Below are 15053 nucleotides of genomic sequence, written 5' to 3' on the forward strand. Positions count from 1 at the left end.
AAGGCTGCTTGCCCAGGCGAGCACCGCTAACACCCGGCCCACCCTGCCCTGGCAGCGGTGGGCTACATCCAGGAGAACCCGCCATGCTGAGCTGGGACGAATTCGATAAAGACGACGGCGACGCCGCACAGGCCAATGGCAGCCAGGCACCAGCCGGCGCCATGGACAAACTCGACAGCGCTGGCGACGCCGCCGCGCACGAAGCCCGCGAAGTGAGCGCTAACGACAGCGCGGCGGTCGCCCGTGCCAAGGCCGCGTTGAACAGCCTGGACATCGCCGAGGGCCTGGCCGAGCTGGAAGGCTCCGCTGCCCGTGTGAAGGTTGATGAAAAGCGCATGATCAACTGCCGCGCCGACCTCAACCAGCTGGTGCCCTTCAAGTACGACTGGGCCTGGCAGAAGTACCTCGACGGCTGCGCCAACCACTGGATGCCGCAAGAGGTCAACATGACGGCCGACATCGCGCTGTGGAAGAGCCCCGAAGGCCTGACCGACGACGAGCGCCGCATCGTGATGCGCAACCTGGGCTTCTTCTCTACCGCCGACTCGCTGGTGGCGAACAACCTGGCACTGGCCGTATACCGCCTGATCACCAACCCGGAGTGCCGCCAGTACATCCTGCGCCAGGCCTTCGAAGAGGCGATCCACACCCACGCCTACCAGTACTGCATCGAGTCGCTGGGCATGGATGAGGGCGAGATCTTCAACATGTACCACGAGATCCCTTCCGTCGCTAAAAAAGCGGCCTGGGGCCTGAAGTACACCCGCGCCATCTCCGATCCGAAGTTCGACACCGGCACCCCGGAAACGGACAAGGAGCTGCTGCGCAACCTGATTGCCTATTACTGCGTGCTTGAAGGCATCTTCTTCTACTGCGGCTTCACCCAGATCCTTTCCATGGGCCGCCGCAACAAGATGACCGGCGTGGCCGAGCAGTTCCAGTACATCCTGCGCGACGAATCCATGCACCTGAACTTCGGCATCGACGTGATCAACCAGATCAAGATCGAAAACCCGCACCTGTGGGATGCCGAGCTCAAGGAAGAAGCGACCCAGATGATCCTGCAGGGCACCCAGCTGGAAATCGAATACGCACGCGACACCATGCCGCGCGGCGTATTGGGCATGAACGCGGCCATGATGGAGGACTACCTCAAGTTCATCGCCAACCGGCGTCTGTCCCAGATCGGCCTGAAAGAAGAATACCCAGGCACCAGCAACCCGTTCCCGTGGATGAGCGAGATCATGGATCTGAAGAAGGAAAAGAACTTCTTCGAAACCCGCGTGATCGAGTACCAGACCGGCGGTGCGCTGAGCTGGGATTGATAAGCGCTTCGCGGGTGCCCAAGGTCAGCTGGTTAACGTCGGCTGAACCCATCGTCTGAGAAACCGAGCCACCCCTGTTCGATACAGGGGTGGCTTTTTTCTGGGCGCAGATTACCTGTCGGTCTAAGTCAGGTAGCAAGACCGCTGCAAAAAGCGCTGTTTCACGCTTTGCCGATCTCCGGCGTCAGCAGCCACTCAGCGCTGTCATTCCACACGTCCATACGGGTGATTTTGCCATCACGCACCTCGAAGCGATCCAGATAACGGTTGCCCGAGAAGCTGCGGCCGTCGGCCCATTCGCCGTACAACGTACCGTTGGAATACACCACGGTATGGTCGCCCCGATCCATCCAGTCGAAAATCCCCAACGCTTTCTTGACCCAAGCGTACCGCGAACCGTTGAACGCAGTGATCGCCTGGGGATTGGGCATTGCTCGCCCGCCGGTAAAGGTGATCTGTACATCGTCACTCATGAACGTTGCGGCGCGAACCGGATCCGGAGCCATCGACGCCTCAAGAAAATTGCTAACAATCTGTACGCTCTTATTGATTTCCATCATTGCTATAACTCCTCGATCAAGGGATGCCCGGCCACCTAGAATGCTTCTGCTTGGTGCGAAATGCTTTGTTTTAGCGCGAAAGCAGGCATTTTCATATCCAGTTCGGCCGTCTTAGCCGCCTGCAGGACTGGCATCCTACTTGCTAGCAATAAATATGCAACTGCTAGCAATCAGGAGGATACTTATGGCCATCCGGCTTCCAAACATGCACCGACTGTTGTTCCCCGTGGCTGCGGCAGTCACCTTTAACACCGTGATGCTCTGCACCGCGCAGGCAGCCGAACCCCCGATCAAGGTCGGCTTGGTCGCAGCCTTGTCGGGTCAGTCGGCCAAATCCGGGGAAGCCCTGACCCGCGGCCTGACGATGGCCATCAACGAGGTCAACGCCAGCGGCGGCGTGCTGGGGCGTCAGCTGGAGCTGGTGCGCCGGGACGATGAAAGCAATCCGTCCAAAGGTATGCTCGCCGCGCGCGAACTGGTCCAGCGAGAAAAGGTGACCGTACTGTTTGGTGGGCTGGATACGCCGGTTTCGCTGGCCATCGTGCCGCTGGCCAATCAGATGAAAGTGCCGTTCATGGGTATCTGGGCGGCAGGCACGAAACTCACCGAGAACGGTGCAGCTGATAACTACGTGTTCCGGGTCTCGGCGGTCGATGAGCTGGTGGACGAGGCGCTAGTGAAGTACGGCGTCGAGAACGGCATGACCAAGCCGGGGATGATCCTCATCAATAACCCATGGGGAGAGTCCAACGAGGCGGGCTTCAAGCGCGCCTTGGAAAAACGTGGCCTTGCCAATGCCGGCGTCGAGCGCATTCAGGACAGCGATCTGGATGTAGTGCCACAACTGACCCGCTTGAAGAACGCCGGTGCAGACACCCTGCTGATGGTCGGCAACGTAGGCCCGTCGGCGCAGGTCGTCAAATCCCTGGACCGCATGGGTTGGGAGGTGCCGGTGGTTTCTCACTGGGGACCGGCCGGTGGCCGCTTCGGAGAACTGGCAGGGCCGAACGCGTCCCGGGTGCACTTCATCCAGACCTACGTGTTTACCGAGCACAACAGCGCCAAGGGCGATGCACTGCTCGCCGCCTTGAAAACCGCCTACCCGCAGATCAAGACCCTGGCCGACGTCACGCCAGCGGTGGGCATCGCCAATGCTTACGACGCGCTGCATCTCGCGGCGCAAGCCATCGAAAAAGCCGGCAGCACCAACGGCCCGGCCGTGCGCGATGGGTTCTATGCGATCAGCGACTACGACGGCTTGATCAAGCACTACAAGCAGCCATTCAGCGCGACGAAGCATGATGCTCTGGGGCCGGACGACTACCTCTTTACCCAGTTCGTCAACGACCAGATCGTACCGCTCAAGCCACAGGAGTAAGCGATGTTCACCGCCGCCATCGTCACCGGATCAGGCCTGGGCAGCATGTACGCGTTGCTGGCGTTGGGCTTTCACCTGACTTACGTCGTTTCCCGCACCGTCAACTTTGCCCAGGGCAGCGCCATGATGGTCGGCGCGGTACTGGGTTACACCTTTTGCATCAGCTGGGGCTGGTCTGCGTGGCTAGCGGTGCCGCTCACGCTGATCCTCTGCGCGTTGTATGGCCTGGTGATCGAGCGCTGCCTCGTGCGGCCATTCCATAGCCGCGGGTCGCAGGCCTGGCTGATGGCAACGGTGGCGGGTGGCATCCTGGTGGACAATCTCGCGCTGTTTACGTTTGGCAAAGAGCCTCGCCAGTTCGAGAGCAGCCTGGCGAGCATGAAGGTCGGGCTGTTTGACAGCAATGTGGGCGCGCTGCAGTTGCTGATTCCGCTGGCCGGGGCGGCCATTGCGCTGGCGTTGTATCTGGTGCGGCGTTACACCCGCCTGGGCAAGGTGCTTGAAGCCTGCGTGCAAAATCCCCGCGCGGCGATGCTGATGGGCATTAACGTGAACCGTGTCGTGGCCATCGCCTTTGCAGTGTCCACCGTGTTTGCGGGGGTAGCGGGCTTGCTGATCGCGCCGCTATTCAGTGTCAACGCAGACATGGGCATGTTGTTTGGCTTGAAGGCGTTTGCAGTCGCTATTCTCGGCGGCATCGGCAGCGCAGGAGGCGTATTTGCCGCCGGGTTGCTGTTCGGCCTGGCCGAAGCCCTCATTACATTGAACTTCGGCTCTGCCTTCACCCAGATATTCACTTTTGCCTTGGTGATTCTGGCGCTGGCAATTCGTCCGAATGGTCTGTTCGGCAGCAAGGCATTGGTGAAGGTATGAACTACATCAAACCGCTGTCAGCCCCGGTGTCCCTTGTCGTGCTGGCTTTGGCCTGCGGCACCATGGCCGTCACGCTCGACAGCTACTCACTCCTGGTTTTCACCCTTTGCGCGCTGGCCGCAGTGGTCGGTGTGGGCCTGAATATCCTGATCGGCCTCAGCGGGCAGATTTCCTTCGGCCATATCGCCTTCTACGCGATAGGCGCCTACGTCTCGGCGCTGTTGACCCTGGCAGGCTGGCCTTTATGGCTGGCCTTGCCAGTGGCCGGCGGTGTGACGGGCCTGGTGGGCGCGCTGTTGGCCATCCCTGCGCTTCGGGTCAGCGGCCCGTATCTGGCAATGATCACCATCGCCTTTGCGTTCGTGGTGCATCACAGTCTGATCGAATGGCGGGCCGTCACGGGTGGCTCCAACGGGCTGATGGGTATCCCGCTGCCGGAATTGGCCGGGTTTGATCCGGCGGTTCTGCTAGCCCTGTCAGCCGCGGCATTGATGATCGGGGCCCTCGTGTTCTATCAGCGCCTGAGCCACAGCAGTTGGGGCATGGCCATGCGCGCGGTGAAAGCGTCGGAAATCGCTGCCCGCTCGTTGGGATTCAACCCGGTGATCAGTAAAACCCTGGCGTTCGCGTTGTCTGCGACCTTGGCCGGGCTCGCCGGCGGTTTGCTCGCGCCGTTGCTGATGTTCATCAACCCGGAATCCTTTCCGTTTTCCCAATCCATCCTGTTTGTTCTGGCGGTGATCGTCGGCGGCAGTGGCACGCTGTTCGGGCCGCTGATCGGCGCACTGTTGATCGTACTGTTACCGGAGCTGCTGTCGGATTTTGCCGAGTACCGCTTACTGGTCTTTTCCGTACTGCTGCTGATAGTGCTATGGATCGTGCCCAACGGGCTGCTGGGTGCCCTCGCCAGGCGCTGGGTCAAACCGGCTCGCTTGCTGCCGCCAACGCGCATCGATCAGGAACGCATCGGCGCTCATTTACGCAGCCGTGGCCCGTCTTCAGGTTTGCGCGTTACGGATATCGGCATTCGCTTCGGCGGCGTGCAGGCCGCGCAACATGTCACCCTGCATGCACCCGCTGGCAGTATTACCAGCATCATCGGCCCCAATGGCGCGGGAAAAACCACGGTGCTGAACATGATCAGCGGGTTTTACGCCCCCGACAGTGGCCAGATCGAACTGCAACAATCGCTGGCGGGGCTGGCTGCCTGGAAAAGCGCCCGGGCAGGCATCGCCCGCACTTACCAGACCACCCTGTTGTTCGGCGAAATGTCCGTACTCGACAACCTGCTGGTAGCGATGCAGAAGGGCCGCCTGGGCCTGCCGTTCAGCCGAGCCTCCGATGCGCAACGCAACCTCGCATTGCACCTGCTGGCGTTGGTGGGCTATCGCGGGGAAGTGAACATCGCTGCCGCGGATTTACCCCATGTAGACCGCCGGCTGGTTGAAATAGCCCGGGCCCTGGCAACTGCTCCTGCAGTGTTGCTGCTGGATGAACCGGCCGCCGGCCTCGGCCGTCGTGACACCGATGACCTCGCGGTATTGCTACGCAAGCTGGCGGGCTTCGGTCTCACGGTGATTCTGGTCGAACACGACATGGCGCTGGTGATGTCGGTGTCCGACCACCTGCTGGTGCTTGACGCGGGCAAGCCGATCGCGTCCGGTTCTCCGGCGCAAATCCGCCATAACCCGCAGGTGATTGCCGCGTATCTGGGCGGTACCGACTATCAGGCCACGCCACGCGCGCAGCTCTGGGCAGGAAGCCGCGATGCGCGGCTGTATATCAAGGATCTGGTCATCGACTACGGCGCATCCGCCGTGGTGGACAAGGTCAACCTGGTGGTCAATCCCGGCGAGCTGGTGGCCATTCTTGGCGCCAACGGTGCCGGCAAGTCGAGCATCCTCCAATGCCTGGCAGGCCTGCATCGCGCCAGCAGCGGGAGCATCCTGCTAGATAACGAAAACATCGAACAGGCCAGTGCCAGCGACGTAGCCGCGAAGGGGCTGGCGTTGGTACCCGAAGGCCGCCAGGTGTTTCCTTACCTGAGCGTGCGGGACAACCTGTTGCTCGGTGCTTATTCACGTGGCGAAGCGGTTGATGCCAACGCTGAAATCGAGGCCATCCTCACGCGCTTTCCGCGCCTGCGGGATCGCATCAACAACCCGGCCGGCCTGCTCTCCGGGGGCGAACAGCAAATGGTTGCGGTGGGCCGCGGCCTGATGGCCAAGCCGAAAATCCTGTTGCTCGATGAACCCTCCCTGGGGCTGTCGCCGGCCATGATCGGTGAATTGTACGACGCTCTGGCGGCGCTACGTGACGAGGGCGTGACCATTCTGCTCGTGGATCAAATGGCCAACCTTGCCTTGCAAGTGGCCGATCGCGCTTACGTGCTGGAAACCGGAATCATCGTCAAAGCCGCCAGCGCCGCTCAACTGCGCGACGATAAGGACTTGGCTGCGGCTTACCTGGGTGAAGGAGCCAGCGCATGACCGCCTTGAAGATCGTTAACGCGCGGCTGGGCGACAGTGACCACCTGACCGAGCTGTATGTCGAGCACGGGTATTTCGTTCCCGCCCCAGGCCCGGGCACCCGCCATTGGGACACCCTTGATCTGCATGGCCAGCTCGTTATTCCCGGCCTCATCGAAACCCATATCCATCTCGACAAGGCGTGCATCATCCAACGCTGCCATCTGCAGGAGGGTACGTTGGCCGAAGCCATTGCACAGACCCGGGAGGCAAAGGCCGCCTTCACCGAAGACGACGTGTATCGCCGCGGCGCTCAGGTGCTGGACAAGGCTATCGTGCAAGGCACGACCCACATGCGCACCCATGTGGAGCTGGACCCACAGATCGGAATGACCGGTTTCAATGCCATTCGCCGCCTGCAGGCTGACTATGCGTGGGCAATCAGCCTGGAAATATGTGTGTTCCCTCAAGAGGGGCTTTTGAACAATCCAGGTACCGAGGCGCTCTTGTGTCAAGCGTTGGAGAGTGGCGCGACAGTCCTCGGCGGTTGCCCGTACACGGACAGCGACCCGCTCGGGCAGATCCAGCGTTTGTTCGAGCTGGCGGCGCGCTACAACTGCGATCTCGATCTACATCTGGATTTCGACCTGAACCCCGAAGGCATGACCATCATGGAGGTTGCGCGCTGCACGCAGTTGCATGGCTGGGGCGGCCGCGTGACCGTCGGCCATGTGACCAAACTGTCGGCTTTGCCCGAGGCATCACTGATGGCGCTTGCCCGGCACCTGGCCGACGTGGGCGTACAAGTGACATGCCTGCCCAGCACCGATCTGTTTCTGATGGGCCGTGAAGCGTTCCACAGCACACCCCGGGGCCTGGCGCCGCTAGCACATCTGCACGCCTGCGGTGTGACCTGTTCGCTGTCTACCAACAACATCGGCAACCCGTTTACGCCCTATGGGGACGCGTCGCTGGTTCGTCAGGCGAACCTGTACGCCAACGTCTCCCACATGGGCACTGGGGCGCAGCTGCTGCAATGCCTGGCGTGGGTATCCACTGAGTCGGCACGCCTGCTCAGGCTGACAGACTACGGCCTGACGCCGGGCTGCCGCGCCGACTTCATTGTCTTCGACGCGCCCTCGCCAGCCGCAGTGATCGCCGGGATATGCGCACCACTGATGGGCTTCAAGGCGGGACGGCAGACGTTCAGCCGGCCGGCCGGCAAGTTGTTGAAGCCGTAGCCAGACAGGTGTGACCTGCCGCAGGCAAACGCCTAAAGCGGCGCCACACAGAACTCACTCAACGCCTGTTTGAGGTTGAACTCCTCAGGCGCTTGCTCTTCCAGCGCAAGTTGCCCTTCGAGTTCGTCCAGGTGCTCGAGCATGACCGCTACGGCCTTTGCGTTATCGCCGTGCTCCAGCGCGGTGATGATTTCCTGATGCTCATCCGACGCGCAGGACGGCACGTCGTTGCGTTGATACAGCGCCACGATCAGCGAGCTGCGCACCATCAGGTTACCGAGAATATCGCTGAGCACGGTATTCCCGCTGATCTCTCCGAGCAGCAGGTGAAACTCGCTCAGTTCACGAACGATCGCCCGGCGATCCGTGTCGCTGGTGGCCTTGCGCTCATTGTTCATGTGGCTGGCAATGCGCTGCCGCTGTTTGCGCATTGCGGCCGGAGTAATGGCCTCGACGATTGCACGTTCGATGGCTCGACGGGCGCTGAAGATATCGCGGGCTTCCTTTGCCGAAGGCTGGGCCACCATGGCGCCGCGATTCGCTTCGATGGTTACCACTTTTTGCATCGCCAGCCGCTGCAGTGCTACCTGCACATGATTGCGGTTGGCCTGCAAGGTTTCGACGATATGGGCTTCGACCAACCGAGTGCCGGGCGGCAGGCGATGTTGGGCAATGGCTTTGAACAGCGCATCGGCGATACGCTGCACCTCAAGCTGTTTCGCGGTAACAGTGCTCAACCCATCCTTTCCTTTGTTGTCCAGAACGCCCCATGCCAACACACAAGAGAGCGGATGGCGAGCAATCGCAGGCATTATCCGCCAGCAGCCTCACCCCGCCAATACCTGGTTCACCGGTCAGCCCGTCTGGCCCAGAGCCGTACCCTCGCCCCGTGGATCATGCATGGCGCAAAGCCCACCCCGGGCATCGATGGCGATGATTCCGGCGTGGCCCGTCATTGGGCTGCGGGCGGGTATGATTTCCACCTCATGCCCTAGCGCCGCCAGGCCTTCAACGGTGGCAGCGCTCATGTTCGCCTCCAGCTTGAGATTGTCAGTGCTATCGAAAAAACTGCGGCCCAACAGAAAGCGCGGGGCTTCCAACGCTTGATCGATGGGTTGCTGATAGTCGATCAGTTGCGTCGCCAACACCATTTGGGTCTGCGGTTGACCATCGCCACCCTGAGTGCCGAAGAAGAAGCGCCGGCCATCATCAGCCAGGTAACAGGACGGGTTGAGGGTGTGCGCCGGGCGCTTGCCAGGCGCCCAGCCGTTGGGGTGGCCTGAGTGGGTGCTGAACCCGGCAGCACGGTTGTGCCACAGCACACCGGTGTCACCCAGGATGCAACCCGAACCGAAATCGTGAAACAGGCTCTGGATAAGACAGGCCGTGCGGCCCTGAGCATCCGTGGCAGCCAGCCATACCGTGTCGGCGGGACGCCCCGGCTCGCTCCACGGAGTCGCACGCTGGGCGTCGATGGCATCGCCATACCCTTGAATGTGCAGGGCGTCGAGGCTTGCAGCAAAATCCCAAGGCTTGGCCAAGGGATCGCACAACTGCGCGTTGCGCCGTAGCAAGGCGTGTTTGATGGCTTCAACCAGATAGTGGTAGTAAAGCGCGCTGCCATTGCCGGCCTGTACGAGTGGTGTGTGCTGCAATGCGGCCATGGCCTGCAACGTGTACAGCCCCTGGCAAGGCGGCGCGACATTGTATAGCCGGCCTTCGCGGTAACGTACCGAGATCGGTGCAGTTTCGTGTGCTCGCGTGGCGGCAAGATCCGCTGCCGTCAAGCCGCACCCCAGCCGGTCAAAGGCCGCGCCGAAGGCTTGGGCCAGCTCGCCCTTGTAGAAATCCTCTACCCCGCGCTTTGCCAGATGCCGCAGGGTGTTGGCAAGCTCCGGCTGACGCAGCGTGTCGCCCTCGCACAGCCAGCGCCCGCCGTTCTTGCACAAACGATGAAGGTCCGGCCATTGCTCGATCAGTGGCTGACGCAGGGTTTGCCAAAACAGTTGCGACTGTGAAACCGGGGTACCTGCATCCGCCACGCTCGCGGCGTCTTCCAGCAGGTCCGCCCACATGAGCCTGGAGCCCCACTCCTGGCGGCTGATGTTCGCCGCAGCCTGCCAACTCGCCATCGCCCCTGCCGTGGTGGCGACCGACGTCGGGCCTCTCAAGCCGATGGTGCCGCCCTCAGGCAAACGCTGCCCGGCTTGTCCGATCCCCACGATGGTGCGCACCTGGCTGTCGTGGATCATCCACAGGGCATCTCCGCCAAGGCCGGTCATGTGTGGGAAAACCGCTGCAAGCATGGCGCTGGCCGCCAACATCGCATCAATGGCAGTGCCACCTGCGTCGAGCACCCGCATCCCTGCGGCAGTGGCCTGGGCATGGGGCGTACAAATCACGGCAAGGCTGGACGTAGCGATCATGGTTCGAGGCCTTATCTTTGCTAGCTATCTGGAAATTTATTGTTAGCAAAGCAATAACCAGGCCTCGTTCGCGCTGATCAGCTTGACTGTGCTATCAGCAGGCGCCGCATTCTTCTTTCCTGGTGTAAGTGCACACTCGCCCCATCAAACCCGATTACAATTTCAGCCTTGCCGTAGCAGCTCAGCGCTCATGGCCGCCAAGCCCTCAACCTGCCGGGTGATCCCACATGACTTTCAAAGCCCTTGCCGCCCCTGCACGACGCCTTGCCATACTTCTCACGTTGGCCAGCGCTTCGCTAGCACAGGCCTCCCCTGCTCAACTGATCGATGTATACCGCGACCCCAATTGCGGATGCTGCTCCAAATGGATCGCTTACCTGCGCGACCATGGCTTCACGGTCAACGACCATGTTGAGGAGAACATGAGCGCGGTAAAGGCCAAGCTGGGCGTGCCGGAAAAGCTGATGTCGTGTCATACCGGCGTGGTGAATGGGAAATTCATCGAAGGGCATGTGCCAGTGCAACAAATCGTTGAGCTTGAGGGCCGCGCGGACCTGATGGGTGTAGCCGCGCCCGGCATGCCGATGGGGTCACCTGGCATGGAAGCGGGTGGACATAAAAGTGCCTATCAGATCATCGGGCTAACGAAGACGGGCCAGCAGCAAGTGGTGGCGGATTACCCAGCGGAGTAACTGACGCGCTGGTATACCCGCTTGCTTCCTAAAGCCCCACGATTGGAAATAGTAGCCAGTCACAGCTTCATTTACCCACCGGCGAATCCTTGTTTTTCTTTTTGAGGATCGCCTTCATGCGCGCGGACGCTTTTTGCACGGCCGCCATTTTTTCGGGCCGTTTCATGCTGCGCCATTTGCGGATCTCGTCCCGAGTGCGGCCGCAGCTCACGCACATTTCGCTATTGAGCTGACACAGCGATACGCAAGGGTTTTCGATGTCTTTAGCCATGCTTGCCACCAGAACGTGCGCGGGCATTCAGGCGCGCGGCCCAGTCACCGCCGTGCTGGGTTGCACAGCGCTGCTCGGAGTCGAGTGCAACAGTTAACCTCATATCTGAAAGGGCAATACCCGCTTGCTGGATGGCTGCCACGGTGAGGTCTTGGATCAACGCATTGGTCACGCCAACACTTGCGGCCAGCCTGTTCGCGTCGCTATCGAATATCCACGTCACCACCAGCCTATAAGGCAAGCGGCTGTAATCCGCCTGGTGGGTAAGCCATTCAAAACCGCTGATTTCGCACTTGGCCTGTTCGCACGCCAAGGTCAGCTCTCGCGTCAGCTCGCGGTCGATGCGCGAGTGATTTCGACTCAGTGAGCCCATTCGCCCTCTCCGTAAGCAATAAGTACATCAATGATGCAACACGCTGCCGAGTCGATTGTATTCAATCAAGCGCAGGCTTCGAAGCGCTGCCTTGCCCGGTTGGGGCGGTCACTGACCATGACGGCGGTCGGCTAAAGCCCCATCGGCTTCTGTTCCCGGATGAATTCGATCAGCAGCCGCAGCCCGGTCGGCAATTGCCGCCGGCTCGAATAGTAGATATGAAAGCCCTCTTCCACCGGTGCCCATTGCGTGAGCACGAGCTTCAGACGGCCATCATCCACATAAGGCGCGACAAGAGGTTCCGGGAGATACATCAGGCCGGCCCCGCCAAGCACTGCAATAAGGCCCGTTTCGGCCTGATCGACCGTGACGGATGTGGGCACGGCGATCTCGAACGCTTGGCCCTCGCGCTCCAGTTCCCAACGGTAGATTCGATCATCGCCAAGGCGGTTGCTGATGCAGCGGTGGTTCAACAGGGCCTCGGGATGCTCAGGTGTTCCATACCGGTCCAGATAACCCGGCGCCCCAACCACCACCCAGCGGATATCAGCCGACAAGCGCCGGGCGATCATGCCTTCAGGGACCGTTGCGCCGTAACGGATACCCGCATCAAAGCCGCCGTCGGTGACATCGACCAAGCGGTTGCTGGCCACGATGTCGATCTCCACATCCGGATAGCGGTCCATGAAGGCCGGCATGATGGGCGCTAGCAACAGATTGGCCGCTTCGACGGCCGCATTGATACGGACGCGCCCACTTGGCGTGTCCCGAAATCGGTTGAGCATCTCCAGTGCAGTATCGATTGCTTCGAAGGGCTGGCTGACCGACTCCGCCAAGGCCTCGCCTGCGGCAGTAAGCGTCACACTTTTCGTAGTGCGATTGAGCAGCCTTACGCCAAGTCGGCTTTCCAGCCCCTTCAACGCATGGCTCAACGCCGAGGCGCTCACGCCCAATTCGACGGCCGCGCGGCTGAAGCTACGGTGACGCGCAATGGTGAGGAAATAAATCAGATCGGCGACGTCGGCGCGGCGTGTTTGAATGTTGATATGCCCCCCTTGTCCAGCAAGGCCTTTGCGTGCCCGCTTATGCACATGATGGTCGTGTCACGCACTTTTGCCCGCCGCAGATGCGCAGCTCGGAGGGCAATTCCAGCCGTCGATAATATAGGCCGCAGCCAGTGTTTCACCAGCTGATGCTGAATGTGGCTCACAACACCGTGCAAAGGGCCCCGCTACGTGAAAGCTCTATGTCTCGTTATGCTAGGCCCATGACCAACCCACCGGAAACTTGGAAGGCCCCTGATGGCACAGAAAAAGAACCGGCTGAAAGCTACCGCATCAGTGATGGCAGTGGCGGCGGGCCTCGCCGGTATGGCGCAGGCGCAGGACGCCGAACAAACGGTTGTGCGCATTGCCGAGCTAGTCATCGACCCTGTTCAGCTTGAGGCTTACACAGCTGCGGTGAAGGAAGAGATGGAAGAATCCATTCGCGTCGAGCCAGGTGTTTTGGCGATTTACTCGGTCGCAGAGAAAGGTAAGCCGAACAGCCTGCGCTTTTTTGAAATCTACGCGAACGATGAAGCGTATCGGGCTCACCTCGAATCGCCGCACTTCAAGAAATACGTAGCCGTCACCCAGCCAATGATCCAGTCCCGCAAGTTGATCGAGACGGTCCCAGTGCAGCTTAGTGCCAAGGGCCGGTAGCCACTGCATTCCTTTTTCCGCGCATGGGAACGATAAAGATGAAGCTCAAATGCACGCTTCGCCTCGCGGTGCTGGCCGCTGTGGCGGGAAGCTTGATGGCGCCTCTCGCGCAAGCGCAAAGCCTGGCGCTCGCCAGCCAGGCGGAAAAGGTACCTGCCTATTATGTGGCGGACTTTGATCTCAAGGACCCTGAGGCAATCAAACCTTACCGGGACCAGGTGGATGCGACGTTCAAGCCTTACAGTGGCCGCTATGTCGTGCGAGCGGGCCAACTGGACCGGCTTGAGGGAAATCCGCCCTCGCACCGCCTGATCATCATCAAGTTCGACAGCCTCGAGCAAGCACGGGCCTGGTACAACTCCCCCGAATACGCCAGGATTCGCCCATTCCGGCAACGTTCCGGGCATACCGACTCGTACATCGTCGAGGGCTTGGCGGAGTAACCGAAGCTCGTCGGCGACAAGCGCCCAGGCCACCAAGCCATCAAGTCGAGACGGCTTATGAAACCCTGGGCGCTGGTAGCAGGCACGAAGAGGTTTGTACGGGATGCCCACTCGTTAGAAGTGCGCCTTCACCAACAGGCTCGCAGTGTTCTGGTCGGTGGGAAACCCATGGCTGTCCTCGATACCGTATTTGTCCGACCAGTAGTCATACTCGATACCTACATAAAGTTGCCGCGGCCCTACCTTCAACGCCTTGCCAAGGTCGTACTTGAGTTGCGGGTTGAAGTGGAAGCTGCTTGCAACGTAATTGGACGAGCCCTTATTGCCCACGTCATTGACGTACCACTCGGCATAGCCGTCAAAGCGGATGTCTGAGGCGCCGAAGGGGAAGGTCATCGACCATACCGGGTTGATTTGCCACTGCCCGGACGCCTTGCCGGAAATACCGTCTGGCCGGCGGTAGTAGGTGTTGAGCTGCACCCAGTCGAAGCCGGGGATTTTCAGATCAAAGCCCGGGCCCAGCAGGTATCGGCGGCTGGTGCCTTCGCCGCGCTCGTAGGTAGCGGCCACCAACACATCAGTGATCGGCCCCCACGCCATGCTGTGCCCAGTGACCTTGCCCAACGACAGCCGCGGGGAAAATTCCCCGTAATAGCTGTGGCCGGCATTGCCGTGCAGGCCGGCGGACCACTTGTTGTCCACGAACAGGAACATGTCGCCCCAGCTCCAGCCGCTGGCGTGCTCGAAGGTGATGGTGTTCACGATGTCGTTGCCGGTGCCGTCCACCTTGTAGTTATGGCCGTACAGGTAGCTGAGGCTGTTGTCTTGCCAGATCAACGGGCTGGCCTGGCTGGCCTCGCCGAACAAGGCAAACGCCAACAGTGGCAGCGACAGGCGAAGGGAGGCGGAGCGCGAAGCGGACGCGGCGAAGGTACAGGTCATGGATGATCCCTCAAGCAACGGTGCCGGCCGCCTTCATAAGCGGCCGACGGGCATCGGCAAGGGGATACCTGGGCAAATAGAAGCAGCTCCCTGGCCTACCGCGCCAGGCACCCTTGCCGGGTGTGCGGCACAGGCCGCAGAGCAATGTCCCGTGGTGGGCTGATCGAATACCGAGCCCCACTGACCGCTTCTACTCAAGCGGTGCTATAGCAGCCAGCGTGCCAACCGGGCGAAGCGGGCCTGGATACGATCCTGGGCAAAGATCGGTACAACGGCGCAGCCCTCCCGCGCACCATTCTCAATCGTTCGAATATGGCGCTCGCACCATTACTGCCCATGCAGGCCGTTACGTGACAGA

The 15053-nt window shown here is 60.8% G+C and carries 15 protein-coding genes; 8 read left to right on the plus strand and 7 right to left on the minus strand.

The window, feature by feature from the left end:
- Positions 1 to 83: 83 nt before the first annotated feature.
- Positions 84 to 1325, plus strand: a complete 1242-nt coding sequence (locus LG385_RS14870) for a ribonucleotide-diphosphate reductase subunit beta (RefSeq protein ID WP_181118877.1) — start codon at positions 84 to 86, stop codon at positions 1323 to 1325.
- A 161-nt stretch (positions 1326 to 1486) separates the two neighbouring features.
- On the opposite strand, the gene LG385_RS14875 is transcribed toward LG385_RS14870, so the two are convergent.
- Positions 1487 to 1885, minus strand: coding sequence for a nuclear transport factor 2 family protein (locus LG385_RS14875; protein WP_225774924.1), 399 nt, complete (start codon positions 1883 to 1885; stop codon positions 1487 to 1489).
- A gap of 205 nt (positions 1886 to 2090) precedes the next feature.
- Between LG385_RS14875 and LG385_RS14880 the strand changes: the two genes are divergently transcribed.
- Genes LG385_RS14880 through LG385_RS14895 form a run of 4 tightly spaced genes read left to right on the plus strand, consistent with a single transcriptional unit; the run spans position 2091 to position 7845 of the window.
- Positions 2091 to 3263 (plus strand): ABC transporter substrate-binding protein, encoded by a 1173-nt coding sequence (locus LG385_RS14880; protein WP_225774925.1) that lies wholly within the window; start codon positions 2091 to 2093, stop codon positions 3261 to 3263.
- A gap of 3 nt (positions 3264 to 3266) precedes the next feature.
- Entirely contained in the window at positions 3267 to 4136 is an 870-nt protein-coding gene (locus LG385_RS14885) for a branched-chain amino acid ABC transporter permease (RefSeq protein WP_225774926.1), read from the plus strand.
- Positions 4133 to 6625, plus strand: coding sequence for an ATP-binding cassette domain-containing protein (locus tag LG385_RS14890; protein WP_225774927.1), 2493 nt, complete (start codon positions 4133 to 4135; stop codon positions 6623 to 6625). Before LG385_RS14885 ends, LG385_RS14890 begins: the two co-directional genes overlap by 4 nt.
- A complete protein-coding gene (locus LG385_RS14895) occupies positions 6622 to 7845 on the plus strand; it encodes an amidohydrolase family protein (RefSeq protein ID WP_225774928.1) in 1224 nt (407 codons plus the stop codon). The genes LG385_RS14890 and LG385_RS14895 overlap by 4 nt, the downstream gene beginning before the upstream one ends.
- 32 nt (positions 7846 to 7877) lie before the next feature.
- On the opposite strand, the gene LG385_RS14900 is transcribed toward LG385_RS14895, so the two are convergent.
- Positions 7878 to 8582 (minus strand): GntR family transcriptional regulator, encoded by a 705-nt coding sequence (locus tag LG385_RS14900; RefSeq protein WP_225774929.1) that lies wholly within the window; start codon positions 8580 to 8582, stop codon positions 7878 to 7880.
- Positions 8583 to 8699: 117 nt separating this feature from the next.
- Positions 8700 to 10271 (minus strand): gamma-glutamyltransferase family protein, encoded by a 1572-nt coding sequence (locus LG385_RS14905; protein WP_225774930.1) that lies wholly within the window; start codon positions 10269 to 10271, stop codon positions 8700 to 8702.
- A 227-nt stretch (positions 10272 to 10498) separates the two neighbouring features.
- On the opposite strand from LG385_RS14905, the gene LG385_RS14910 reads away from it, so the two are divergent.
- Positions 10499 to 10963, plus strand: a complete 465-nt coding sequence (locus LG385_RS14910; protein ID WP_181118876.1) for a DUF411 domain-containing protein — start codon at positions 10499 to 10501, stop codon at positions 10961 to 10963.
- A gap of 67 nt (positions 10964 to 11030) precedes the next feature.
- Here the strand turns inward: LG385_RS14910 and LG385_RS14915 are convergent, their stop codons facing one another.
- From LG385_RS14915 to LG385_RS14925, 3 genes are all read right to left on the minus strand, one after another.
- The gene (locus LG385_RS14915; RefSeq protein ID WP_181118875.1) at positions 11031 to 11234 is read right to left on the minus strand and encodes a DUF1289 domain-containing protein; all 204 of its coding nucleotides are present in this window, start codon (positions 11232 to 11234) and stop codon (positions 11031 to 11033) included.
- Entirely contained in the window at positions 11227 to 11607 is a 381-nt protein-coding gene (locus LG385_RS14920) for a hypothetical protein (RefSeq protein ID WP_225774931.1), read from the minus strand. The genes LG385_RS14915 and LG385_RS14920 overlap by 8 nt, the downstream gene beginning before the upstream one ends.
- A 131-nt stretch (positions 11608 to 11738) precedes the next feature.
- Complete coding sequence (locus LG385_RS14925) at positions 11739 to 12647, minus strand: LysR family transcriptional regulator (protein WP_225776252.1); 909 nt, start codon at positions 12645 to 12647, stop codon at positions 11739 to 11741.
- A gap of 261 nt (positions 12648 to 12908) precedes the next feature.
- Between LG385_RS14925 and LG385_RS14930 the strand changes: the two genes are divergently transcribed.
- Positions 12909 to 13310, plus strand: coding sequence for a putative quinol monooxygenase (locus tag LG385_RS14930; protein WP_225774932.1), 402 nt, complete (start codon positions 12909 to 12911; stop codon positions 13308 to 13310).
- A gap of 38 nt (positions 13311 to 13348) precedes the next feature.
- Positions 13349 to 13753: a DUF1330 domain-containing protein gene (locus LG385_RS14935; RefSeq protein ID WP_225774933.1), complete on the plus strand. Its 405-nt coding sequence runs from the start codon at positions 13349 to 13351 to the stop codon at positions 13751 to 13753.
- Between the two features lie 114 nt (positions 13754 to 13867).
- Here the strand turns inward: LG385_RS14935 and LG385_RS14940 are convergent, their stop codons facing one another.
- Positions 13868 to 14695, minus strand: coding sequence for an outer membrane protein OmpK (locus tag LG385_RS14940; protein ID WP_225774934.1), 828 nt, complete (start codon positions 14693 to 14695; stop codon positions 13868 to 13870).
- Positions 14696 to 15053 lie beyond the last annotated feature (358 nt).

Origin of the sequence: Pseudomonas sp. Marseille-Q5115 (genome assembly GCF_916618905.1) — a bacterium.
GTDB classification, from domain to species: Bacteria; Pseudomonadota; Gammaproteobacteria; order Pseudomonadales; family Pseudomonadaceae; genus Aquipseudomonas; species Aquipseudomonas japonica_A.

Excerpts from the sequence above, each read along its gene's own strand:
- LG385_RS14870 (WP_181118877.1), top strand. The coding sequence starts at position 84 with ATGCTGAGCTGGGACGAATTCGATAAAGACGACGGCGACGCCGCACAG.
- LG385_RS14875 (WP_225774924.1), bottom strand. The coding sequence starts at position 1,885 with ATGATGGAAATCAATAAGAGCGTACAGATTGTTAGCAATTTTCTTGAG.
- LG385_RS14880 (WP_225774925.1), top strand. The coding sequence starts at position 2,091 with ATGCACCGACTGTTGTTCCCCGTGGCTGCGGCAGTCACCTTTAACACC.
- LG385_RS14885 (WP_225774926.1), top strand. The coding sequence starts at position 3,267 with ATGTTCACCGCCGCCATCGTCACCGGATCAGGCCTGGGCAGCATGTAC.
- LG385_RS14890 (WP_225774927.1), top strand. The coding sequence starts at position 4,133 with ATGAACTACATCAAACCGCTGTCAGCCCCGGTGTCCCTTGTCGTGCTG.
- LG385_RS14895 (WP_225774928.1), top strand. The coding sequence starts at position 6,622 with ATGACCGCCTTGAAGATCGTTAACGCGCGGCTGGGCGACAGTGACCAC.
- LG385_RS14905 (WP_225774930.1), bottom strand. The coding sequence starts at position 10,271 with ATGATCGCTACGTCCAGCCTTGCCGTGATTTGTACGCCCCATGCCCAG.
- LG385_RS14910 (WP_181118876.1), top strand. The coding sequence starts at position 10,499 with ATGACTTTCAAAGCCCTTGCCGCCCCTGCACGACGCCTTGCCATACTT.
- LG385_RS14915 (WP_181118875.1), bottom strand. The coding sequence starts at position 11,234 with ATGGCTAAAGACATCGAAAACCCTTGCGTATCGCTGTGTCAGCTCAAT.
- LG385_RS14920 (WP_225774931.1), bottom strand. The coding sequence starts at position 11,607 with ATGGGCTCACTGAGTCGAAATCACTCGCGCATCGACCGCGAGCTGACG.
- LG385_RS14930 (WP_225774932.1), top strand. The coding sequence starts at position 12,909 with ATGGCACAGAAAAAGAACCGGCTGAAAGCTACCGCATCAGTGATGGCA.
- LG385_RS14935 (WP_225774933.1), top strand. The coding sequence starts at position 13,349 with ATGAAGCTCAAATGCACGCTTCGCCTCGCGGTGCTGGCCGCTGTGGCG.
- LG385_RS14940 (WP_225774934.1), bottom strand. The coding sequence starts at position 14,695 with ATGACCTGTACCTTCGCCGCGTCCGCTTCGCGCTCCGCCTCCCTTCGC.